Raw genomic sequence first — 23094 nt, forward strand, 5'->3', positions numbered from 1 at the left:
CGAGATCGAAGCGGGCCTCGTGGCCGTGCGCGACCTGCCCGACCGCTCGGTCGTCACCATCAAGGGCGACGGCTTCTTCGACCCGGGCAGCGCCGACATCGCCGACCGCGTGAAGCCGCTGCTGGTGCGCATTGCCGATGGGCTCAACGGCGTGCAAGGCCAGGTGCTGATCACCGGCCACACCGACAACCAGCCGATCCGCTCGCTGCGCTACCCGTCGAACTGGCACCTCTCGCAAGAGCGCGCCAAGGCCGTGCTCGACGCGCTGGTGGCCGCCAAGGTGCAGGCCACGCGCCTGCGTGCCGAAGGCCGCGCAGACGCCGAGCCGGTGGAAGACAACGCCACGCCAGCCGGCCGCGCCAAGAACCGCCGCGTCGAGATCACGCTGTTCGTGCAAAACGCGTCCTGAGGCACCGCCCGCCCTGATCGCGCCATGAGCTGGGCTCTCGATCAAGACTGGACGCTGCTCAAGCGCGCACGCGACATGAGCCGCGCCTACGAGATCGGCTTGCGCGAGGCGCCGGCGGCCATCTACGCCGAGACCAGCTACCACGTCGAAGAGTTCCTGGCCGGTCTGCTGCCCGCGCTGCTGCAGTTGTGCATCGTGCAGGCGCTGGCCACGGCCATTGGCGCGGGCATCGGCGCCGGGCTGGGCGCGCTGGTGTTTGGCGCGGGCGCCATTCCAGGCGCGGCGGTGGGCGCCGAGGCCGGCTTCGATCTGGGCCTCATCATCCTCGGCTGGCTGGGCCTGGCCTTTCTGGCCGCCGCCATCGCGCACAGCCTGGGCGACGTCGTCACCTTGCTCAAGCATGCGGTGGTGCAAGCCTGGCGCGCAGCCGATGCGCATGAAGACGAGCGCCGTCAGCAGGTTCGCCAAGCCGGGCAGACGCTGGCCCGCGCCATGGCCGTGCTGGTGCGGCTGATCCTGCAAGGCATCGTCGCGTGGCTGCTCAAGCGCGGCATCGACAAGGCGCCCGAACTGATCGCCGAACTCAAGGCCAGCCGCCTGGGCGTGGCCTTTGGCGAGTGGGTCGAAAAGAACCTCGGCCGCCTCGTCAACGACCCGAAGCTGCGTGGTCACGCTGGCGAGGGGACGACCACCAAAGTTGCCGCTGAATCGACTGCGCAGACGCCGAGTCAGCTGGCGAAGAAGCCTCCGGCTGAGGAAACTCCCCCGCCTAAACCAAAACCGACATCTTCTGTCCCTCTGAAGGACGCGCGGGGAATATCGGCATCCGAAGCAAATCAGGGATTTGAGAAACCACCGTTCAAGGAAGGCAGCATCGTTACCGAAGGGCGCCTGACCGAGGAAACAAAATTCGTGCGTCTATACGACGGAGAAAACTCAGGCCAACTGGGACGATGGGTGATGCCTGAATCGGAAGTGCGTGGACTAACGCCCGCTCAAATTCAGGCGAAATTCGCCCTTCCACAGAGTCCCCAGTACATCACTGAAGTGCAAGCACCCGCTGGCACCCTGGTTCGTATGGGCGAGGCTGGCCCGATATCAGGCTGGGGCCCTGGTGGGGGCACACAAGTGCAACTCATGGACAGAATCCCTGCAAGCAGTTACGCCAACGCGAAGCCTTATCCATGAACAAACACTCGATTACGTTCAGTGGCAATGAATTGGTCATCCATCAAGATGACGGCAGCGCCGCCCGAATGAACATGCCCCATCCGATCATTTGCATTGAAGATGCGATGAGCAATTCGTGGCTTTTCGTCGTGACCGACCCTCCATCCAATGCGACAGACGCTCCGAACCTGTATTGCATCGACTGGCAAAACACTTCGGTCCTCTGGACAAAAGCCGCTGATAAAAGCCGCTCCAGAAACAACATATTTACCCAGTCCCGCTTCAATCCGGAGACGAATACCTTGACCGTCTGGGACTGGGATGGATACAGGTCCATCGTCAATCCGGCGAATGGTCAGCTGATCGAGAGTCATTTCTTCAAATAGGTGGCGCCTTTTTTCTATGACCGCACAAGCCGACCCGCTCACCTCGCGAGCTGATTACGCTGCGTTCCTGGCCCGTCTGGCCGATATGCTGAAAACGGTGCTCGCTCCGTCGACTCAGGAGAGTGCCCATGTGCAACTCACGCCGCTGCCCGGCTTCGACAAGCCAGTGGAGTCGCTGCTGGTCGGTGTTCGCTTTGCAGGTGCCTTGTGCCTGCTCAACTTCGGCCAGTCGGCGGTGGACCCCGATCTGTATTTTCTGGACGTCGAGTTGCAGCGGCCTAAGCAGTCGTCGCTGTTTCTCAAGGACTACGTTGTGCACCACCGCCTGCACGGGCCCGAGCAGTTCAGGTTCCGGCTGTCCGAGCAATCGCTGGAAGCCGGCATCGACAAGTTGCTCGATACCGTCCGCGCCCTGCTGAACGTCCAACTACGCCCGGTTCTCGAGGGCGGTGCCTGGGTCACCGCGCCAGTGGACTGGGGCGACTACAAGTGATCCAAGCCCTTCGCCGCGCCAACCAGCTGCCGCCGCACGTGCCGTCGAATCAAACCGCCCTATCGACATGAAAAAAGTTGCCGCCGTCCTCCTTCACCCCATCACCCTCGCCGTGCTGGGCCTGCTGGCCGTGTCTGCCATCGTCTGGTGGGTCGGGCCGATCATCGCCTTTGGCCACGCGCGACCGTTCGAGTCGGCGCTGGTGCGGCTGCTCATCATCACGGCGCTGGTGCTGCTGCTGGCGGCGCGCATCGGCTATCTGGCCTGGAAGCGCAAGCGCACCAACGCCGCGCTGGTGGCGGGCATGACGGGCGGGCCGTCGGCGAGCGACCGCGAGGTGGCCACGCTCAACGAGCGCTTCACGCAGGCGCTGGACGTGCTCAAGGGCACCGGCAAGCAATCGTTCTTCGCGCGCGGGCAATATCTGTATGAGCTGCCCTGGTATGTGTTCATCGGCGCGCCGGGCTCGGGCAAGACGACCGCGCTGCTCAACGCGGGGCTGAACTTTCCGCTGGCCGAAAAGCTGGGCCAGGCGTCGATCAAGGGCGTGGGCGGCACGCGCAATTGCGACTGGTGGTTCACCGACGGCGCCGTGCTGGTGGACACCGCCGGGCGCTACACCACGCAGGAGTCCGACACCAAGGTCGACTCGGCCGCGTGGGACGGCTTTTTGGCGCTGCTCAAGAAGAACCGCCCGCGCCAGCCCATCAACGGCGTGCTGCTGACCATCAACATTCAAGATCTGCTGCAGCAAGGCCAGCACGAGCGCCAGGAGCACGCGGCCAAGCTGCGCGCGCGGTTGCAGGAGCTGAGCGGCAAGCTCGGCGTGCGCGCGCCGGTGTATGTGCTGATCACCAAGTCCGACCTGATCGCGGGCTTCAACGAAACCTTCGGCGAACTCGGCAAGGAAGAGCGCGACCAGGTGTGGGGCTTCAGCCTGGCCTATGAGCCCCATGCCCAGGCCAGCACCGACAACCCGCTGCGCGCCTTCGACGCCGAATACCACGCGCTTGAACAGCGCCTGCGCGACCGCCTGCTCGACCGCATGGAGGCCGAGCGCGATGTGCTCAAGCGCGCCGCGATCTTCGCCTTCCCGCAAGAATTTGCGAGCCTCAAGCCGGTGCTGAGCGGCTTCTTGGAACAAGTCTTCGTGGGCGGCGGCAAGTTTGAAGAACAACCGCTGCTGCGCGGCATCTACTTCAGCAGCGGCACGCAAGAAGGCACGCCGATCGACCGCGTGATGGGCACGCTGGCGCGCACCTTCGGCGTCGAGCGCAAGGTGGCCTCGCTGGCGGGTGGTCGCGGCAAGAGCTTCTTCCTGCACCGGCTGCTGCAAGACGTGGTGTTCACCGAAGCGGGCCTCGTCGGCGTGAACGCGGCAGTCGAGCGCCGCCGCCGCCAGCTGCGCCTGGCCTCGCTCGCCGCCATCGGCGTGCTGAGCACGGTGCTCGTCGTCGGCTGGGCCGTGAGCTACGTGCGCAACAAGGCCTACGTGGCCGAGATCGAAGCCAAGCTGCCCGAGCTGCGCAAGGCGGTCGACAACATCCCGCCCGCCACCACGGGCGACGTGACCCCGCTGCCCAGCGTGCTCGCCGTGGTGCGCGACGCCGCCCACCCGGCCGGCTTCGATATCGACCACGCCCCGCTGCTCAACAGCTTCGGCCTCTTTCAAGGCGACAAGCTCGACGCCGGTGCCGCGCTCGGCTACGACCACCTGCTCGACCACGCCCTGCTGCCGCGCCTGGCCAAGCGGCTCGAAGAACGCCTGCGCGCCGCCAACAAAGACAATTTGGAATATGCCTACGAGGCGCTCAAGAGCTACCTGATGCTCTACACGCCCGACAAGCTCGACGCCGACGCGCTCAAGGCCTGGATCAGCCTCGACTGGGACGCCAACCTCGGCGCCGCCATGAGCCCGGAGCAACGCGCCGCGCTCAACGCGCACCTCGACGCCGCCTTCGCCCAAGGCGCGCCGCACCCCACCGTGCCGCTCGATCAGCAATTGGTGGCCAGCGTGCGCGACATGCTCGCCGCCTACCCGCTCGAATACCGCGTCTACAGCCGCATCAAGCGCCAGAACGCCGGGGCCGACGTGCCCGAGTTCTCGGTGGCCGGTGCCGCTGGCCCGAACGCTGCGCAGGTGTTCGAGCGCGCCAGCGGCCAGCCGCTCACCAAGGGCATCCCGGGCATCTTCACGCGCGACGGCTACCGCAAGGCCTTCCAGTCGTCGGTTGAAAAAGCCACGCTGCAACTCGCCACCGAAGAAGGCTGGGTGCTCGGCCTCAAGACCGACGCCGCCAAGCTGCGCGACGTGGCCCTGAGCGGCGAGCTGCCCAACCGCGTGCGCCGCCTGTATCTGCAGGACTACATCAAGGTGTGGGACGCCTACCTCGCCGACGTGCGCCTCGTGGAGCTCGGCGGGCTCGACCGCAGCATCCAGGTCTCGCGCGTGCTCTCGGCGGCCGACTCGCCGCTGGCCGCCTACCTGCGCGCCGTCGACCGCGAAACCACCCTCGTGCCGCCCGCCGCGCCCGCTGGCGGCGTGACCGCCGGGGCCCAGGCCGCGCTCGACAAGGCCAACGCCGCCAAGCAGGAGCTCGCCGCCCTGGCCGGCGCGCAGCCGCAACCCACCGGCGACGCCGCTGCCGGCCCGATCGAGAAGATGGTCGACGACCACTTCGCCTCGATCCACCGCCTGGTGCAAGGTCAGCCCGCGCCCATCGACGACGTGCTCAAGATGTTCAACGAGGTCTACGTGCAGCTCTCGGCCATCGACGCCGCGCAAAAGAGCAAGTCGCCGCCGCCGCCGGGTGGGGGCGCCGCCGCCATCAAGGCCGCGGCCGGCCAGCAGCCCGAGCCGATCAAGACGATGTTGGAGAACCTGGCTGATGCCGGTGCCTCGCAAAGCCGCAAGGCCGTCACCGAGAACCTGACCACCGACCTCAAGCCCATCACCGACTTCTGCAACCGCGCCGTGGCCGGCCGCTACCCGCTGTCGCCCAGCTCGCGCGCCGACGTGCTGCCCGAAGACTTCGGCCAGCTCTTCGGCCCCGGCGGCATGCTCGATGCGTTCTTCACCAGCAAGCTGCAAGACCTGGCCGACACCGGCACCAACCCCTGGTCGCTCAAGCCCCTGCCCGACGGCTCGCGCCCGCCCTCACCCGCCGCGCTGGCCGAGTTCCAACGCGCGGCGCGCATCAAGGAAGTCTTCTTCCGCAGCGGCGCGCGCACCCCGGCCTTCCGCATGGACATCAAGGGCATCGAATTTGCCGACGGCCTCACGCAAGTCAACTTCGACATCGACGGCCAACTGCAAACGCTCACCAAGGGCAACAGCACCCCCATCAGCGTGCAATGGCCCAGCCAGCGCCTGGCCTCGCAAGTGAAGATCACCACGCAACCGGCGGTGGGCGCCGGCCTCGCCGCCGAAGGGCCATGGGCGCTGTTCCGGTTGTTCGATCGCTTCGAGGTGCAACCCACTCAACAGCCCGAGCGCTTCATCGTGCTCATCAACGTGGACGGCAAGCGTGCGCGCCTGGAGGTGACGGCGAGCAGCGTGTTCAACCCGTTCAGGTTGAAAGAGATGCAGCAGTTCAGGTGTCCGGGGGCGTTTTGAGATGATGTCTGCGACTCTCAAGCTCTTCCTCCCGCACGGTGACGCTAAACGCCTCCGAGTAGCCGAGGTATCCAACTGGACGGGGAAAGCCCTTGCCGCGCCAAGAATTGACCCGTAGGCTGGAGTGACCGCAGTGAACTCCAGCGTGAATCGACACACTACAACGTTGGAGTTCGCAAGCTCACGCCAACGTACCCGAACGCGATGTGCGCAGCACGAGCCGCACCGCCGCCCGCTGCCCCCGCCCGCATTTGACAAACTCGCCCGGCCCAATCAGACTAGCAATCTGACCAGTTCGACCGGAGATGCCCCATGCACTCATGGCCCGTGCAAGACGCCAAGGCGCGATTCAGTGAATTCCTTGAAGCCTGCCTCGCCGAAGGCCCGCAGATGGTGACCAAGCGTGGCGCCGAGGCCGCCGTGCTGGTGCCGGTGCATGAATGGCGCCGCCTGCAGTCGGCCGCGCGCCCGTCACTGAAGCAGCTGTTGTTGTCCGACGCGGCTCGGAGCGAGTTGAATGTGCCCGCGCGAGGCCAAGCCAAGCGCCGCAGCGTCAACCCGATCAAATAAATCCGATGTACCTGCTCGACACCAACGTGGTTTCAGAACTGCGCAAGCCGCGCCCGCACGGCGCGGTGGTGGCCTGGCTGCGGACATTGGACGACGCGCAGCTGTTCTTGTCCGCCGTCACCGTGGGTGAGATTCAAGCTGGCATTGAGCTCACGCGCGAGCAAGACCCGAACAAGGCCGACGAGATCGAGGCCTGGCTCGCGCACGTGGCCGCCGCCTACAACGTGTTGCCGATGGACGCGGCGGCATTTCGAGACTGGGCCCGCCTCATGCACCGCCAGTCGGACACGCTGATTGAAGACGCCATGATCGCGGCCACGGCGCGAACCCACGGCTTGACGGTGGCAACGCGCAACGTGGCCGATTTCAAGGCGCTGGGGGTCGAGGTGTTCAACCCCTTTGGCAAAGCGGCGCGCTGACTCTGGCCCCTCAACTCGTCGGCAACTTCGCCGGCGTGCGCGGGTCGAGGTGGCCCTTGATGCCGCCGCTGAAGGTGCTGACATCGAAGCCATGCTGCGCCAGGATGCGCGCCGCGAAGTAGCTCATCTTGCCGTACGAGCACAGCGTGACGACGGGCCGCGAGCGGTCGAGCTGGCTCAGCTGGGCGCGCAGCATCGGCACGGGGATGTTGATCGTCGGCACCGGGGCCGGGTAGGCCTGGGCCACGGGCTGGGCGCGCACGTCGAGCACCTGCACGCTCGCCTGTTCTTGCGGGGTGGCGGGCAGCGCGGCGGCAGCCTGCACCAAGCCATCGCGCAGGTTGCAGGCGGCAAAGCCGGCGAGGTTGACGATGTCTTTGGCCGAGCCGAACGGCGGGGCGTAGGCGAGCTCGAGGTGGCAGAGGTCTTCGACCGTCAGGCTGCCGGCGATGGCTGTGGCGAGCACGTCGAGGCGCTTGTCCACGCCCTGATGGCCGGTGACCTGCGCGCCGAGCAGCCGCCCGGTGTCGGGCGCCCACACGATCTTGAGCGTGAGCGGCTGCGCGCCGGGGTAGTACGAGGCGTGGTGCTGATCGCTGACGGTGACCGTCTCGTAGGGCTGGCCAACGGCCTGCAGCCGCTTTTCGCTCCAGCCGGTGATGCCGGCGGCCACGTCGAAGGCGCGCACGATGGCCGTGCCGATCGAGCCGGGGTAGGGCCGCGCCCGATTGGGCATCAAGGCATGGTCGGCCGCGACGCGCCCCTGCCGGTTGGCCGGACCACCGAGCGGCACGGCCACGCGGTGTTCGCTCAACACGCGATCGGGCGTGCTCACGGCGTCGCCGGCGGCGTAGATGTCGGGGTCGGAGGTGCACATGAAGGCATCGACCTCGATGTGCCCGCGCGGCCCCAGCTGCAGCCCGGCGGCGCGCGCCAGGGCCGTGTCGGGCTGCACGCCGATGGCCAGCACGACGAGATCGGCGTCGAGCACCGTGCCCGAGCGCAGGCGGCAGCGCACCGCCTCGGGGCCGAGCGGCTCGAAGGCCTCGACCGCGTCGCCCAGCGTGAGGGCGATCTCGTTGATGCGCAGCTCGCTCTCGATGAGGGCGGCCAGGTGGGCGTCGAGCAGCGGCATCACCTGCGGCTGGGCCTCGACCAGTTGCACCGACAAGCCCTTGCGGTGCAGCTGCTCGGCCATTTCGAGGCCGATGAAGCCGGCGCCGACCACGATGGCGCGCAGGCCGTTTGCAGCCGCGGCGGCGATGCGGTCCATGTCCTGCAGATTGCGCAGCACGTGGATGCTGGCGTGATCGACGCCCGGCCACGCGGGGCGCAGCGGCGCGGCGCCGGGGGCGAGCATGAGCTTGTCGTAGGCCAGCCATTCGGTGGCGCCGGTGTCGAGCTGCCGCACGGCCACGCGCTTGCCGGCGCGGTCGATCTCGGTGGCTTCGCAGCGCACGCGCACGTCGAGGTTGAGCAGGGCCTTGAGCGAGGCCGGCGTTTGCACGGCCAGCGCGGCACGCGAGCCGATCTCGCCGCCGATGGCGTACGGCAGGCCGCAGTTGGCGAACGACACATCGGGGCCGCGCTCCAGCACCGTGATGTGCGCCGCCTCACTCAGGCGCCGCGCCCGCGCTGCAAACGAAGCACCTGCGGCCACGCCGCCGATCACCAGAATCCGTTGAGGCTGAGTCATGACAGTTCTCGCGAATCGTTCGTCGATCAAGCCTTGAGCGGCACGCGCACCACGATCAGGCCGCGCACGTCGCCCGGGCGGTAGCCGCGTGCCTTGTCGTTGGGGTAGTGCTGGTCGATCACCGCTTTCACGTCGGGCGCGATGTCAGTGCCGTGCCCGATCTTGCCCAGCTCGGGCATCACCATGGCCTTGTAGAGCACCAGCACGCGACCCTCGGCGCCCTGCTCGGTGAAGACCTTGGCCAGGCTGTCGGGCGCTTCGCCGGCCTCTTTGCGCGCCTGGGCCTCGGCAATGAAGCGGGCCTCGGCCTCGGAGGCCGCGTTGAGCGGGTTGCGGTTGCGGTCGGACACGCGCTTGATGCTCAGGCCGTATTTCTGGCCGATGGCGGCGGTGAGCCCTTGCGCCTCGGCGTTGCAGACCTCGACCGCGCCAGCCGGCCCGCGCTCTTGCAGGGCGGCCTTCAAGCGCCCCATCAGTGTCTCGGCCAGCTCCTTGGCCGCGGCCTTGGCGCGCTGCGCGGCGTCTTGTTCGGCCGGGCTCGGCGCGGCCGCGGTGGGCGCCGCACCGGCCGGCTCACCGGCGGCGTGGACAGGCGCGGCCGCCACGGCGAACATCACGGCGGAGGCAAGGGAAGCAACACGGCAAGCATCGAGCGTTTTCATGGCAGATAAGTTCTCAGTGGCAAGGACTCAATAATACTCTATATAGCCATATACTCATATTTGACAATAAACAAACCGGGAGCTCTCGTGCAAATCGGCCACCTGTTCGCCCACGCTACGCGCAGCCGCAGGACGGGCGGTGTTGCTGCAAGGCATGGCCGAGCGACGGGTCGGCCTGCAAACGCTCAACCGCGCGCCGGCAGCGGCTCGACGCCCACCCACTCGCAGGTCTGCTCGTAGAGGCGGTCTTGCAAGGTGGTGTCGCGCGCCACGCGCTTGACGATCTTGGGGTGCTGCACCGAGAAGTAGCCGCCCGTTTCGCCGCGCCGCTTGGGGTCGAGCGCCAGCTCGGCCACCAGCTGGCCGGGGCGCTCGGGGCCGATCAGAAATGGCCTCATGACCGCGTATTGCCAGGCCGGCAGATCGCGGTAGAGCGGCGACATCACGCCGCCCGGGTGCAGGGCCTGCGAGGTGATGCCCTTGGGCAGACGCCGCGCCAGCACGTTGCTGAACAGCAGGTTGGCGAGCTTGGACTGCGCGTAGGCCGGAAAGGCCCGATACGGCTTGCGGCCCCGGAAGGTGCTGAGGTCGATCTGGCCCATGGTGTGGGCGATGGACGAGAGGTGCACGATGCGCGCGTCGCCCCGCCCCGCGCCGCCCTCGTCGGCCGCCACCTTGAGCAGCGGCAGCAGCAACTGCGTGAGCAGCACGGGGCCGATGTAGTTGGCGCCGATGTGCTGCTCGTAGCCTTCGGCGGTGAACTGCTGGCGCGGCGCGAGCACGCCGGCGTTGTTGATGAGCGCGTCGAGCCGGTCGTGGCGGGCCTTGAAGGCCTCGACGAAGGCGCGGATCTTGGCGAACGAGGCGAGGTCCAGCTCGTACAGCTCGACCTGCGCCCCCGGCGTGCGCGCCATGATCTCGGCCCGAGCAGCCGCCGCCTTGGCCTGGTCGCGACAAGCGATGCAGACCACCGCCCCGCGCTGCGCCACGGCATGCGCGATGGCCAGGCCGATGCCCGAATTGCCGCCGGTGATGAGAACGACCTTGCTCATGCTGCTGCTCCTTCGTCTTGCTTAGGTACCAACAAGTACCAAACCGGGTGCGCAGGTTGCCAGCATCGCGCCGGGGCGTCAATGCGGGGTCGAGCCCGACTGCATACCAACCAGGCGCCCAAGCCCCTCGAACGGACGGGCCCCTCGACGCCATGACGCTGGTTTACCCGGGTGAGCTTGGCGGATGCCCTTACAACAATGCCCCGTTCCCTCATCAAACAACGCATACCGTGCATCAAACCAGTGGAGTGACCCCATGACTTTCGCCCGCCTCACCGCCCCCCTCGCTCTTGCTGTGGCGGCCGCTGCTTCGCCCGCCTGGGCGGCGCAGACTTTCAACGGCTCGCTCGGCAACCTGAACATTGACCTCACGGCCGACGGCACCAGCGTGCTGGACACGATGGGAGTCACCTCGGAAGCTTTGCCTGGAACCACGACGACTGTCGCCACCACCGCAGTGACGAACAGCGACGGAAGCACCAGCAACTACCTGTCGTTCGGCAACACGGCTACCAGCGTGACCGCGCAAGACGCCGCCATTCAAAGCGTGCAGGCCGGCAGCTCCGGCGTGGTACTGGCGCGCGGCACGACAGACCGCACGGTCACGCTGAGCAACTTCGACTTCGACCCGACCAACGTGGTGCTGTATGCCGACATGGCCACCACGCAAGGCACCTATCTGCATGAGAAGTTTCTGGTTGCGTCATCCGACACCACGGCCAGCGGCAACCCGGCCACGTTGAGCACCGATGGCGTCAACCACTACACGGCAGAAGGTAGCTTCAGCGCCATGACGCTGGCCGGCACCTGGGACGGCAGCAGCGGCACCGGCGCCCTCGACATCCTGCGCCGCGGCTGGAACGTTCCGACCGTCCTCGTCTCGACCATTGCCAACGTCCAATTCGCCAGCGTCAGCACCCAGCTCGCCGTGGCCACCCCCGAGCCCTCGACCTACGCGCTGGTCGGCCTGGGCCTGGGCCTGGTGGCCGCTGGCGCCGTGGCGCGGCGCCGTCGCGCCACGGTCTGATCGGCTCATTCGACCTCGAAAGCGCTTGATCTGAAGCGCGCAATGCCGGGACACTAGCGGGCCCACTCAACCGCTACGTTGCTCCTGTCATGCGCGCTTTTTTCTTGGTCTTTTCGACCCTCGCTTTCATCACCGCCGCGCCATGACCGCCGCGCTCAATGTGCCCGGCTGGTACGGCAAGCTGCCCACGCTGGGTGACTTCGCCTCGCGCCGCCTGCCGCCCGGCTTCATCGAACCGTGGGACGCCTGGCTCGCGCGTGGCCTGGCACGCCTGCGCGAGCAGCAGCCCGACTCCTGGCTCGACGCCTACCTGGGCAGCCCCGCGTGGCGCTTCGTGCTGCAAGCCGGCGCTTGCGGGCCCGCGCAGACGCAAACCCTGGCTGGCGTGCTGATGCCCTCGGTGGACCGCGTGGGGCGCTACTTTCCGCTCACCATCGCGGCCCCGCTGCCTCATGCGCCGGCCACGTCAGGCGAGATCGAAGGCCTGCTCAACTGGCTGCACCAGCTCGACGACCTCGCCGCCGATGCCCTGCATGACGACTGGACGCTCGACCAGCTCGAAGACGAGCTCGCGCGACTCAACCGCCTGAGCTGGCAGGCCCCGCTCGATGCGCCGCCCTCGCTGAGCGCGCACCACGCCGCCGCGCTCGATGCGCTGGAACGCGTGCGAGGTGGGCAGGTGTCGCACGCCCTGCTGCCGCACGCCACGCGTGGCGACCTGGGTGGCATGCTGGCCAACGGCCCCGCCCCCGGCTTGAGCCTGTGGTTGGCCGAGCCAGCCGATGGCGACGCGCGCTGCGTGCTCGCCCAAGGGCTGCCTGAGGGCACCGGCTTCGCCTTGCTGTTCAACCCTCCGCTTTGAGACCCCCTCATGCGCTACCTGCTTCGCCTGATGTTGTGGATCGTGCTCGTGCTGGCCGTTGCTGCGGCCGTGCTCGCCGCGATCTGGCACCGCGCCCCCAGCCTCGCACCGTACGACGCGCTGCGCTTTCCACCGGCTGCCGAAGCCCCGCCCACCGGCGCCCCGCATCCGCTGCGCGTGACCTGGGTCGGCGTGGCCACGCTGCTGCTCGACGACGGTGAAACCGCCTTGATGACCGACGGCTTCTTCACCCGCCCCGGCCTGCTGAGCCTGCTGCGCATCGAGCCCGACCGCGAGGTGATCGCGCAGAGCCTGCAGCGCCTGCACGTGAGCCGCCTGGCCGCCGTGATGCCGCTGCACTCGCACCACGACCACGCGCTCGACTCGGCCGTGGTGGCGCAAAGCACCGGCGCGCTGCTGGTGGGGTCGGAGTCGACCCTCAACATCGGGCGCGGCGCGCAGTTGCCGACTGACCGCCTGCGGCACGTGCAGGGCGGCGACACGCTCAGCTTCGGCCGCTTCAAGGTCACCTGGGTGAAATCACCGCACAGCCCCGGCGCATTCTTCGAGGGCGAGATCACCGCGCCGCTCAGCGCCCCGGCCCGCGCGGCCGACTACCGCATGGGCGACTGCTTCGCGCTGCTCATCGAGCACGACGACGGCCAGCACGTGCGCCGCGTGCTGGTGCAGGGCAGCGCCGGCTTCACGCCCAGCATGCTGGCGGGCCGGCAGGCCGACGTGGTGTTCCTGGGCATCGCCCCGCTGGGCAAGCAGCCGCCGCACTATCAGGCCGACTTGTGGCGCGAGCTGGTGCAAGCGGTGCACGCCCGCCGCGTCGTGCCCATCCACTGGGACAACTTCTTCGACCCGCTGTCCGACGGCCTGCACCCGATGAACCGGCTGATGGACAACTTCGACAACGCGATGCACTTTGTGCAGACGCAGGGTCAAGCCCAGCAGATCGACGTGCGATTGCCGACAGAATGGCAGACCATCGATCCGTTCTGGAACCTCCCGGCCCAGCCGTAACCACGCCGCAGCATGACCGACGCCCCCGACGACGACCGCACCGTGATCAAGCCGGTGCAGACCCAGGTGCAACCCCGCACGGCACCGGCGCCCGACGCCCACCCCGAGGCCCAGGGCAACGCGCTGCCAGTGGGCAGCTACCTCGGCGAGTTCGAGCTGACCGGCATCGTGGGCGTGGGCGGCTTCGGCATCGTCTACACCGCGTGGGACCACTCGCTCGAACGCCGCGTGGCGCTCAAGGAATACATGCCCTCGTCGCTGGCCCAGCGCAGCGGCGACACGCAGGTCTCGGTGAAGTCCGAACGCCATCGCGACACCTTCGAGGCCGGCCTCAAGAGCTTCGTGAACGAAGCCAAGCTGCTGGCGCAGTTCGATCATTCGTCTTTGGTGAAGGTCTACCGCTTCTGGGAGGCCAACGGCACCGCCTACATGGTGATGCCGCTCTACGAGGGCCCCACGCTCAAGCAGGCGCTGGCCGAGATGAACGGCCCGCCCGACGAGGCCTGGCTGATGAACATCCTCGGGCCGCTCTCAGAAGCGCTCGACGTGCTGCACCACGAGCACTGCTACCACCGCGACATCGCGCCCGACAACGTCATCCTGCTCAAGGGCAGCGGCCGCCCGCTGCTGCTCGACTTCGGCGCCGCGCGCCGCGTGATCGGCGGCATGAACAAGGCGCTCACCGTCATCCTCAAGCCGGGCTACGCGCCCGTCGAGCAATACGCCGAAGTGCCGGGCATGGAGCAAGGCAGCTGGACGGACGTGTACGCGCTGGCCGCGTCGGTCTACTACGCCATCCTGGGCAAGACGCCGCCACCCGCCGTGGGCCGCCTGATGAACGACAGCATGGTGCCGCTGTCGCAGGCCGTGGCCGGCAAGTACAGCGAGCGCTTCTTGAAAGCCATCGACCACGCCCTGGCCGTGAAGCCCGATGAGCGCACGCAAAACATCGCCCAGCTGCGCGACGAACTCGGCCTGAGCGGCCTGGCCTTCAACCCGAACGCGACGCAGCCGGTCACCGTGCAGGCCGCAGGCAAGTCGGGCAAGACCGGGGCATCGGGCACGCCCGCCAAACCAGCTACCAGCGGCGCCAGCCCGACGGGCTCGAAGACCGGCCTGCTGATCGGCGGCGGCGTGGCCGCGCTGGTGCTGGTGGGCGGCGGGGCTTTCTGGGCGCTCACGCGCAACAGCGGCCCGGCCCCCACCACCACCACACCGCCCGTGGCGCAAGCCCCGGTCACGGCGCCCACGCCCGTTCCTCAGCCCGCGCCCACCACGCCGGTTGCCCCCACCCCGGCCCCCGTCGCTGTCACGCCAGTCACGCCGGCCCCCACGCCCGCGCCCACCGCCGCTCCGCGCACCGGCCCGTTCAGCCCGCAAGACGAGTTCGACCGCATCGTGGCCGCGCAGACGCCGGGCTTCGGCGTGGAGGCCGCGCCGGTGAAGCAGCACTTCCGCATCGGGCACGACCGGCTCGCGTTCACCGTCAAGTCGGCGCGCGACGGTTACGTCTACGTGCTGCTGCACAGCACCGACGGCGCCTTCATGCAGCTCTTCCCGAACAATATGGGCAAGGCCAACCGCATCCGCGCCGGCGAGGTCATGAAGCTGCCGCAAGCCAGCTGGCCGATGGACGTGGCCGGCCCCGAAGGCACCGACCGCTTCGTGGTGATCGTGTCGACCAACCCGCGCGACTTCAACCAGTCTGGCTTGAAGATGGACGGCGGCTTTGGCGAGTTCCCGAAAGACGGCGCGGCCGAGGCCATCGTCAAGACCTACACCGGCAGCGCCGGCTCGCCGTTTGCCGGGCGGCCGCAATGCAGCGGGGGCGGCGGGAGTGCTGTCAATTGCCCCGACGAATTCGGCGCCGCGCAGTTCAGCTCCGAAGAAGTGCAGTAAGAGTGCAGTAAGCCCCCCATCAGGAGCGCCACATGACCACCCCCGTGAACTTCGGCGCGCTGCAGCGCCCGGCCCCCGAGTGGTCGGCCGACCGCCCCACCCGCATCGCCGTGCTCGGCGCCTTTCGCGGCCACGCGGCGGCCACGCAAACACTGGCCCAGCGCAAGCCGGTGCGCGTCGAGTTCGACTCGATCGACGCCGCCATGGCCCGCCTGCAGACCAGCCTCACGCTGCCGCTCGGCCCCGGTGGCAGCGCCGTCACCCTGCCGCTGCCCAGCCTTGCCGCCCTGCACCCCGATGCGCTCTATCGCGCGCTCGACGTGTTCAGCGCCGTGGCCGACCTGCGCCGCCGCCTGAACGACCGCAGCAGCTTCGCGGCCGCCGCCGCCGAGTTGCGCAAGACCGCCGGCATCGCGCCGCCGCCCGCAGTGCCATCCGCTGCGCCGGCCGCCACCGCGCCGTCGGACGACCTCGCCCGCCTGCTCGGCCAGCCGATTGCCGACATGCCCAAGGTGCACAGCGGCACGGCCATCGAAGGGCTGGTGCAGCAGGTGGTGGCGCCCTACGTGCTGCCGGCGGCCGACCCGCAGCAGGGCGCGCTGATCGCGGCGGTGGACGCGGCCTTGTCCGGCCTGATGCGGGCCGTGCTGCACCTGCCCGACTTTCAAGAGCTCGAAGCCCTGTGGCGCGGGCTGGACTTTCTGCTGCGCCGCATCGAGACCGGGCCCGACCTGCAGGTGCACCTGATCGACGTGAGCGCGGCCGAGCTGGCCACCGATTTGGCCGGCGACGACCTGAGCGCGAGCGGGCTGTATCAGCAGCTCGTCGAGCGCCCCGCTCAAATTGGTGGTGACGGTGGCGATGGCGGCTACGCGCTGGTGCTGGCGGCCTTCGATTTCGACGCCACTGCCGAGCACGCCCAGCTGCTGGGCCGCCTCGCCCAAGTCGCCGCCCACGCCGGCGCGCCGCTGGTCGCCGGGCTGGGTCTGAACGCAGCCGCGCTCTTTGCACAAGCCACGCCGGCCGTAAGCGCCGACGTGGCCGGCGCGTGGCAAGCCTTGCGAGGCCTGCCCGCCGCGTCAGGCCTGGGCCTGGTGGCGCCGCGCTTCTTGCTGCGCTTGCCCTACGGCCCGCGCAGCGACGCGATCGAGAGCTTCACGTTTGACGAATGCCCGGCAGGTGGCAAACCAGAAGCGCTCACCAACGCGCTGCTCTGGGGCCACGCCGCATGGCTGGTGGCCGAGCGACTCGGCAGCCCCGCCGCGCTCGAAGGCGACACGCCCGATCTGCTGGTCGACGACCTGCCGCTGCACATCACCCGCGACGCCGACGGCGAGCCGCAAGCCGTGCCCTGCACCGAGCAACTGCTGACCACCGACGCGGCCACGCAGCTGGCACAACGCGGCGTGATGGCCGCCGTGGCGCGGCGCGGCCAGACCGAGCTGCGTCTGGCCGGGCTGTTCGCCTTCAACGGGGTGTCGCTAACCTTGGGCGCTCACGGCGCCATCGAAGCCCCGGCCCCGCGCGTGGCGGTGCAGAACAAGGGCTTCGACGTGGGCTTCGTGTTCAAGCCCTGACGCCGCCCTGACGACCACTCAAACCGATCACTTGCGATAGTGATCGAGCGACGGTGGCGGGGTGTAGCCGAGTTCGCGGGCGCGGGTCTCGAACTGCGCGGCCAGCAGCGGCTGGTCTTGATTGCGGTAGTACAGCGCGAGCTCGTAGCTGGCGATGCCGTTGCCCAGCGCCGCCGCGAATTGCAGCCAGCCCTCGAAGCGGTTGGCGTCGCGCGGCAGGCCGTCGTCGCCAGTCTTGTACATGTGGCCCAGACGCGCGGCCGCGTCCTTGTCGCCGCGCGCGGCCTTGCGCACGTCGCGCCACCACGAGGCGGGCATGTCGGGCTTGCCGGTGAAGGCGCTGCGGTAGAGCCGCACGTCGTTGCGCTGCATGGCCTTGGCAGCTTCGCCGGCGCCTTCGCGCGCCACCGACGCGGCGGGCGCGAGCTTGCCTTGCGGGTACTGCTGTAGATAGGCGTCGCACAGCTTCACCACGTCGGCCGGCCAGGCGCTGTCCTCGACCTGCTTCCAGAGCGCCTGCTCGTCGGTGCTGTCGAACTTGACCTCGGCGGCCGTGCCCACCATGCGCGGCGACAAGCGCGGCCGGGCATGGGTGTTCTCGGCAATGAACGGGTGCTGCGCCACCTGCCGGATCGCCGCGACGGGGTGGTTCTCCATGGTCTGCTGCACGTCGCGCTTGACGAGCCGGAAGAGGTCGGAGAACGTCACCTCGTCGGCCGAGCCTTGCAGCAGCTTCACCAGCGAGGCGGTGTAGAAGGTGTTGATGGTTTCAACGGCCGGCGCGATGGCGGGCTTGCCGGCGGCCGTGGCAAAGGCGATCAGGCAGCCCAGCGGTGCCTCGACCTGGTTGAGCCCACCTTCTTGCAGCGCGGCCTTGAGCGAGGTGCGGCAGGCGTCGATGACGACCATGCTCAAGCCCTCGGAGCGACGCGGCAGCGCGTCGAGCAGATCGCGCTTGAGCATCAGGCTGCCGCCGACCAGCGAGTCTTCCTTGCCCGCCGGGTTGGTGCCGGCGCTCAGCAGCAGGTTCTCGGCATCGACTTGCGCGCCGTGCCCGGTGAAGTAGAACAGCACCGTGGCATCGGCCGGCGCGGCCTGCACGCGGCGCGCATAGGCCTGCATGGCGTCGCGCAGCACGGCCTGGTCCTGATCGACCACCACGGTGACCTCGAAGCCGCGTTTTTCGAGCGCGGCCTGCATGTCGCGGATGTTCTTGTGCACCGGCGGCAGATCGAACGGCGTCGGGTAGATGCGGTTGCCCACCAGCAGCGCAAAGCGCGGCGGGCCCGCCACCTTCACCTTGGGCAGCGTCACCGAGGCGTACTCGGCGGCGGCCAGCTCCGAAGCCAGCAGGGCCAGCGGCAAGCCGACGAAGCGCCGGCGAGAAACGTGCGTGGTCATCATCAGCACCCCAGTCGGTTGTTCGGCGTGCACGAAGCGGGCAGGCGGATGGACTCGCTGCCCACCGTGGCCGGGCGGCCCGAGCCCACTTCGGCGATCACGCCGGTGCGCAGTCGCGCGGAGACGTTTTCAGTACGCACCACCTCTTCAAAGCGCGAGCGGCGCGACTCCTCGATCACCGAGGTTACCGCGCTCAGGGCGCCCACTTCCTGCGGCGTCGAGGGCGTGCGGCCGTTGTAGTAGACCTGGATCTCGCTGGCCTTGCCGGCGCCGTCGTAGAAGGGCACCAGGCCGTCGGCGCCGCCGAGGTAGACCGCCGATGAGCCCGCGCCCGCGCCCTTGGGGCGCACGGTGAGGTAGCCGCCGGTGGCGTCGCCCACCTCGACCTGGATCCAGCTGCTGGACGCGGCCGCGCCGAACTGGTTGACCAGCGCCGGCTGGGTGGGCACCAGCGTCAGCGCCGGCATCGACGTCAGCGCGCCTTGCGCGTTCACGTAGGGCAGCCGCGCGCGGATCTTGGTGCCGGCCACGGTGTTGAGCGAGCCCGCCGTGAGGCGGACCACGTCGCCCTCGATGCCGGCCGCATGCATCTGGCTGGACTGCAGGCGGATGGCGCCGAGCACCAGCGGGGTGGCGCCCAACGCGAAACGCGCGCCGCCCGCCTCGCCCGGCGTGCCGCTGACCGCGCTCAGGTTGCCCTTGATGTCGTTGGCGGCCGAATCGACCACGATCGACCCGCCGCCGCTGGCGCGCAGGTCGAGCGTGGTGCCCGCCGCCGTGACCACGGCGCCGCCCGTCTGGCTGATGGCCGCCGCGGCCTCTCTCAGCGGGCGGTTGTCGAGCAGCAGTTGATCGCTCGGCTTGCCGTCGGCATCGATGATCGCCGAGCCCGCGCCGGGCGCGGCGGTCGATGCCAGCGTGAGCGTGCCGCCGTCGAGCTGCAGCTTGTCCGTCAGCTCCAGTTGACCGGCCGTCTGGATCGTGCCGCCGCCGGACAGATACACCTTGCCCAGCGTCAGCGCCTGTCCGCTGCTCACGTTCAGGCGGCTGAGCGCCTTCGGGCCCAGCGGGTTGGCGGGGTCGCCGCCGATGTCGCCGCCGAAGGCCACGCCGCCGCCGGTCTGCGCGGTCAGCGCGTACGGGCCGTCGATCGCGCCGTTGAAGTTCAGGTTGCCCGTGCCGCTTTGCACCGTGGTGTCGCCACCGAGATGGAGCGCCCCGGCGGTGATCGCCCCGGTGCCGTCGGCGCGGCCGATGGTGCGCTGCGTGAAGCCGCTCACGCGGTTCAGGTCGATCGACACGTCGGCCGCGCCGCCGGTGAGGTCGATGCTGCGCCCGGCGCTGCTGGGCGCCACCTGCAGCTCGCCCGTGCCGGCCAGTTCGCCGGCCGCGATGGTGTCGGCGTTCAACACCAGATTGCGCGCCCCCGAGACCTTGCCGCCGAAGCGCAAGGCGCTGGCCACGAAGCGGGCGTCGCCGCCGTCGAGGATGGCGACCGCGCCGCCGTAGCGCTGCTCGCCGCTGGTGGCGAGGCCGCCGGTGCCATCGAAGCTCGTGAGGGTGGTGGCGTCGCCGTCCACCACCAGGCCGCCCAGATCGGCCACGCTGACCTTGAACAGCAGGGTGCCGGCAGTCGGCAGGCTCACCGTCAGCCCCTGGTTGCCGCCCAGCAGGCCGGCGTCGAAGCGGACGGAGCCGGCCTGCAGCGTGGTGGCCACGGCCAGCTGGGCGACGTCGCCATAGCTTTGCGCGCCGGTGGTGGTCACCTGCCCCGGCAGCACGGTCTTGCCACCGGCCGACGTGGTGAGGCTGGCCAGCGCGTGACCGCCGCCCCCCACGTCGCCGGTGAAGGTGGTGGTGCCGCTGTCGTTCACCGTCAGGCCCTGCGCGCCGTTGGCCGCCGCCCGCACGGTGCCGTTGAAGCGGATGGTGTTGCCGCTCAGGGCGGTGGTGGCGCCCAGGGTGACATCGCCGCCATAGGTTTGCGCGCCGGTGGTGGTGACGCTGGCGGTGTTGATCAGCGCCGCGTGGCTGACACCCAGGTTGGCCACCGACACCGAGGCGCCGCCCACGGTGGCCGTGCCGCTGGCGTCCACGTTGACATCGCCGCTCGAACTCAGGCCGCCGTTGAAGGCCACGTCGGAGCCGGTGAAGGTGGTGCTCGAGTTGAAGGCCGTCACCAGGCTCGCGTAGGTCTGCGCGCCGCTGGTGTTGACCGCCGCCGCGCTGACGTAGGCCAGCCCGTTGACCGTCAGGCTGCCGAGCGGCGTGGTCGCCCCCACCGAGCCATACAGGTAGCTGGCCGAGGCGCTGGTGAGCGTCAGGTCGAAGGCGCCATCGACCGAGCTGCCGGCCGGGAAGTAGATGTAGCTGCTGCTGGAGTCGAGCGAGACGGCCTGGCCGAGCGTCACCGCGCCGACGTAGGTCTGGGAGCCCGTCGTGCTGATGTTGCCCCCCAGTTGCGCGGCCCCCGACACCGAGAGCGACGCCAGACGCTGCACGGCGCCCACCGCCGCGTCGAAGCGCGCGTTGCCCGTCACGGTCAGGCTGCCCGCGCCGCCGCTGGCGCTGTCCACCGTGCTGGCGAAGCGCACCGTCGCGGGCGCCTCGGTGCTGCCGGCCTGGGTTCGCACCGTCGTGCCGATCACGACGGCATGGCCGTAGGTCTGGTCGCCGCTGGTCGTGACGTTGGCGTTCAGTCGCGTGGTGCCGCCCGCGCCCCCGGTGGTCAGCGCGGTCAAGGCGGTGTTGCCGCCCACGCCGGCCCCGATGGTGACGACGCCGCCGGTGGTCAGCGTGAGGCTGTGCGCGCCATCGACCTGGGTGTTCACGTTGATGTTGCCCGAGGCGCTTTGCAGGGTCAGGTCTTTCGACAAGTCCACGGCCGCGCCGCCCGTGGCGCCCAGGTTGATCTCGCCCGTGCCGGTGGCGCTGCCCACGGTGACGCGGGTGAAGCCGCCCGAGGTGGCCACTTGCAAGGTGCCCGCGCCGCCGTCCACGCCGATGGTCGTGCTGTCGGTGAACGCGCCGACGGTCAGGCGCTTGTTGCCCGTCATGCCGCCGGCGGGCAGCACGGGGCTGTCGGCCAGCACGCCGAGGTCGTGGTCGCCCGCCGCCACCGAGCCGCCGAAGGTCAGCGTGGGCGCCTTAAACGTGGCGTCGCCGTCGAGCACCACGTTGCCCGAGTAGACCTGATGCCCGCCGGCGGCAACCGTGACGTCGCCCGCCACGCGCGTCTCGGCGCTGCTCACGTCGAGCGCGGCCAGCGCGTGGGTCTGCCCCACCGCGCCGCCAAAGCGCACGCCGGTGGGTGCGTTGAGGGTCAGGCCGCGCGGGGTGGCGTCGGCGCTGTCCACCGTGGCGCCGAAGCTCACGCTGTCGGCCTTGATCGTCACCGACTGGGCCAGCGCGACGGCGCCATTGAAGTCGAGCGACCGGGTGGCGCTGCTGGTGCCGATGTCGCCGCCGAGGGTGATGATCCCGTCGGTCTGCGCCGTCAGGGCGAAGCCGCCGTCGAGCCGGCCGAAGCGGATGGCGCCGGTGCCGTTGCGCACGCTCAGGTCGCGCGTCAGGGTGTAGTCGGCGAAGGTGATGGCGCCGGTGCCGTCGGCGCGGCCGATGCTGACGCCGGCAAAGCCGGTGCCGAACAGCGCCAGCGTGCTGTTGCTGATTTCGAGATCGTCCGGGCTGGCCGTGGGCCCGCCCACCGAGAGGGCCCGGTCGGCGCTCTGGCCCGCGATGCTCACGTGGCCCGTGCCGCTGAGCGCGCCGGTGACCACCAGCGCGCTGTCGGCGCGAAAGACCAGATCGTTGGCGCCCGCCGCCAGGCCGTTGAAGCTCAGGGCGCTGCCGGCGAAGGTGTACGCGCCGGCCGTGCCCAGCGTCACCAGGCCGCTGTAGCGCTGGGCGCCCGTGGTGGTCACGCTGCCGCCCAGGGTGGACTTGCCCGTCACCGTGAGCGCCGCGACGTTGCCGATGGCCCCGCCCGTCTTGACGGCATCGGCCGCGCCGTTGCCGCTGACGAGGCTCAGGCTCTTGCCGCCGCCATCGACCGCCGCCTCCAGGCTGAGCTTGCCGCTGCCGGCGTCGAGGGTCACGTCGTTGTCGGCCACCTGGATCTGGCGGCCCTGCAAGACCAGGCCGCCCTTGCTGATGACGTCGGCCTTGAGGATCACCGCGTCGCTCGCGCCGCTGCCGGCCGTCAGGGTCAGGCCGTGGCTGTTGGCGTTGGCCGAGGCGTCGATGGCGGCGCTGACGGTGATGTCGTGCGTGGCCGCGAGCTGCACGTCGGCGGTGTCGAGCTGCGCGACGACCGCGCCCGCGCTGATCTTGCTCACGCTGTCGGCCGCGCCGCTGGTGGCGAAGAACTGCAGGCCGGGGTCGGACGAGGCATCGTCGGTGGCGAGCAGGTCGTTGTCGGGCGCCGCGGCGGGCGTGGCCGCGCCGGTCTTGTTGGCGTCGGCGGTGCGGGCCACGATCTCGATGTTGCTCGGGTCGAGCAGCAGCAAGCCCTTGGCGCCGCTCGGCGCGCTCAAGTCCGCGAGGCCGAGATAGTCGAGATGCCGCGCGCCCGAGACTTCGGCGAAACCGCCGTTGCCGCCCAGCAGGCCGCCGCGCGCGTTGATCCGGCCCAGAAAGCGCGTGGCGCCATCGGCCCACACGACCACCTTGCCGCCGTTGCCGCGCGTCGTGGCGCTGGCGTCGATGACGGCGGCCGAGCCCACGTAGGTGCTGCTGGCGCGGCGTTCGCCCGCGCCGTGCGCGTCGCCGCCCACCAGCACGGTGCCGCCGCCGGCGTCGCCCGAGGCATCGATGCGCGCGGCGCC

17 protein-coding genes are annotated in these 23094 nt (G+C 69.5%); 12 read left to right on the forward strand and 5 right to left on the reverse strand.

Features of this window, described 5'->3' with window-relative positions:
- The 7 genes from tssL to ACE3SS_RS11025 form a co-directional block, all read left to right on the forward strand.
- The coding region (tssL, locus tag ACE3SS_RS10995; RefSeq protein ID WP_374593843.1) for a type VI secretion system protein TssL, long form at positions 1-409 on the forward strand (409 nt) is incomplete at its 5' end.
- A gap of 24 nt (positions 410-433) precedes the next feature.
- The gene (locus ACE3SS_RS11000) at positions 434-1597 is read left to right on the forward strand and encodes a DUF6861 domain-containing protein (RefSeq protein ID WP_374593845.1); all 1164 of its coding nucleotides are present in this window, start codon (positions 434-436) and stop codon (positions 1595-1597) included.
- Positions 1594-1965 carry a hypothetical protein gene (locus ACE3SS_RS11005; RefSeq protein ID WP_374593847.1) on the forward strand — a complete coding sequence of 124 codons (372 nt, stop codon included), beginning with the start codon at positions 1594-1596 and terminating at the stop codon, positions 1963-1965. The genes ACE3SS_RS11000 and ACE3SS_RS11005 overlap by 4 nt, the downstream gene beginning before the upstream one ends.
- 16 nt (positions 1966-1981) lie before the next feature.
- Positions 1982-2458 carry a hypothetical protein gene (locus tag ACE3SS_RS11010; RefSeq protein ID WP_374593849.1) on the forward strand — a complete coding sequence of 159 codons (477 nt, stop codon included), beginning with the start codon at positions 1982-1984 and terminating at the stop codon, positions 2456-2458.
- A 67-nt stretch (positions 2459-2525) separates the two neighbouring features.
- A complete protein-coding gene (gene tssM / locus ACE3SS_RS11015) occupies positions 2526-6074 on the forward strand; it encodes a type VI secretion system membrane subunit TssM (RefSeq protein WP_374593851.1) in 3549 nt (1182 codons plus the stop codon).
- 312 nt (positions 6075-6386) lie between these two features.
- Positions 6387-6644: a type II toxin-antitoxin system Phd/YefM family antitoxin gene (locus ACE3SS_RS11020; RefSeq protein WP_374593853.1), complete on the forward strand. Its 258-nt coding sequence runs from the start codon at positions 6387-6389 to the stop codon at positions 6642-6644.
- 5 nt (positions 6645-6649) lie between these two features.
- Positions 6650-7063, forward strand: a complete 414-nt coding sequence (locus ACE3SS_RS11025) for a type II toxin-antitoxin system VapC family toxin (protein WP_374593855.1) — start codon at positions 6650-6652, stop codon at positions 7061-7063.
- A gap of 10 nt (positions 7064-7073) precedes the next feature.
- Here the strand turns inward: ACE3SS_RS11025 and ACE3SS_RS11030 are convergent, their stop codons facing one another.
- From ACE3SS_RS11030 to ACE3SS_RS11040, 3 genes are all read right to left on the reverse strand, one after another.
- Positions 7074-8759 carry an FAD-dependent oxidoreductase gene (locus ACE3SS_RS11030; protein WP_374593857.1) on the reverse strand — a complete coding sequence of 562 codons (1686 nt, stop codon included), beginning with the start codon at positions 8757-8759 and terminating at the stop codon, positions 7074-7076.
- Positions 8760-8785: 26 nt separating this feature from the next.
- A complete protein-coding gene (locus tag ACE3SS_RS11035; protein WP_374593859.1) occupies positions 8786-9421 on the reverse strand; it encodes a DUF3365 domain-containing protein in 636 nt (211 codons plus the stop codon).
- 185 nt (positions 9422-9606) lie between these two features.
- On the reverse strand, positions 9607-10473 hold the full coding sequence (locus tag ACE3SS_RS11040) for an SDR family NAD(P)-dependent oxidoreductase (protein ID WP_374593861.1): 867 nt from the start codon (positions 10471-10473) through the stop codon (positions 9607-9609).
- Between the two features lie 256 nt (positions 10474-10729).
- Between ACE3SS_RS11040 and ACE3SS_RS11045 the strand changes: the two genes are divergently transcribed.
- The 5 genes from ACE3SS_RS11045 (at position 10730) to ACE3SS_RS11065 (ending at position 16867) form a co-directional block, all read left to right on the forward strand.
- On the forward strand, positions 10730-11500 hold the full coding sequence (locus ACE3SS_RS11045; RefSeq protein WP_374593863.1) for a PEP-CTERM sorting domain-containing protein: 771 nt from the start codon (positions 10730-10732) through the stop codon (positions 11498-11500).
- A 142-nt stretch (positions 11501-11642) separates the two neighbouring features.
- On the forward strand, positions 11643-12362 hold the full coding sequence (tagF, locus tag ACE3SS_RS11050) for a type VI secretion system-associated protein TagF (RefSeq protein WP_374593865.1): 720 nt from the start codon (positions 11643-11645) through the stop codon (positions 12360-12362).
- Positions 12363-12371: 9 nt separating this feature from the next.
- Positions 12372-13391 (forward strand): MBL fold metallo-hydrolase, encoded by a 1020-nt coding sequence (locus tag ACE3SS_RS11055; protein WP_374593867.1) that lies wholly within the window; start codon positions 12372-12374, stop codon positions 13389-13391.
- A 12-nt stretch (positions 13392-13403) separates the two neighbouring features.
- The gene (locus tag ACE3SS_RS11060; RefSeq protein WP_374593869.1) at positions 13404-15290 is read left to right on the forward strand and encodes a DUF4384 domain-containing protein; all 1887 of its coding nucleotides are present in this window, start codon (positions 13404-13406) and stop codon (positions 15288-15290) included.
- 32 nt (positions 15291-15322) lie between these two features.
- A complete protein-coding gene (locus ACE3SS_RS11065) occupies positions 15323-16867 on the forward strand; it encodes a type VI secretion system contractile sheath domain-containing protein (RefSeq protein WP_374593871.1) in 1545 nt (514 codons plus the stop codon).
- A gap of 27 nt (positions 16868-16894) precedes the next feature.
- Here ACE3SS_RS11065 and ACE3SS_RS11070 read toward each other — a convergent pair whose 3' ends face one another.
- Both ACE3SS_RS11070 and ACE3SS_RS11075 read right to left on the reverse strand, forming a co-directional pair.
- Positions 16895-18301 (reverse strand): caspase family protein, encoded by a 1407-nt coding sequence (locus ACE3SS_RS11070; protein WP_374593873.1) that lies wholly within the window; start codon positions 18299-18301, stop codon positions 16895-16897.
- Positions 18271-23094 (reverse strand): beta strand repeat-containing protein (locus ACE3SS_RS11075; protein ID WP_374593875.1); only part of this gene is annotated, 4824 nt, incomplete at its 5' end. The genes ACE3SS_RS11075 and ACE3SS_RS11070, both read right to left, overlap by 31 nt.

Source organism: Aquabacterium sp. (assembly GCF_041915145.1).
Lineage (GTDB): Bacteria > Pseudomonadota > Gammaproteobacteria > Burkholderiales > Burkholderiaceae_C > Aquabacterium.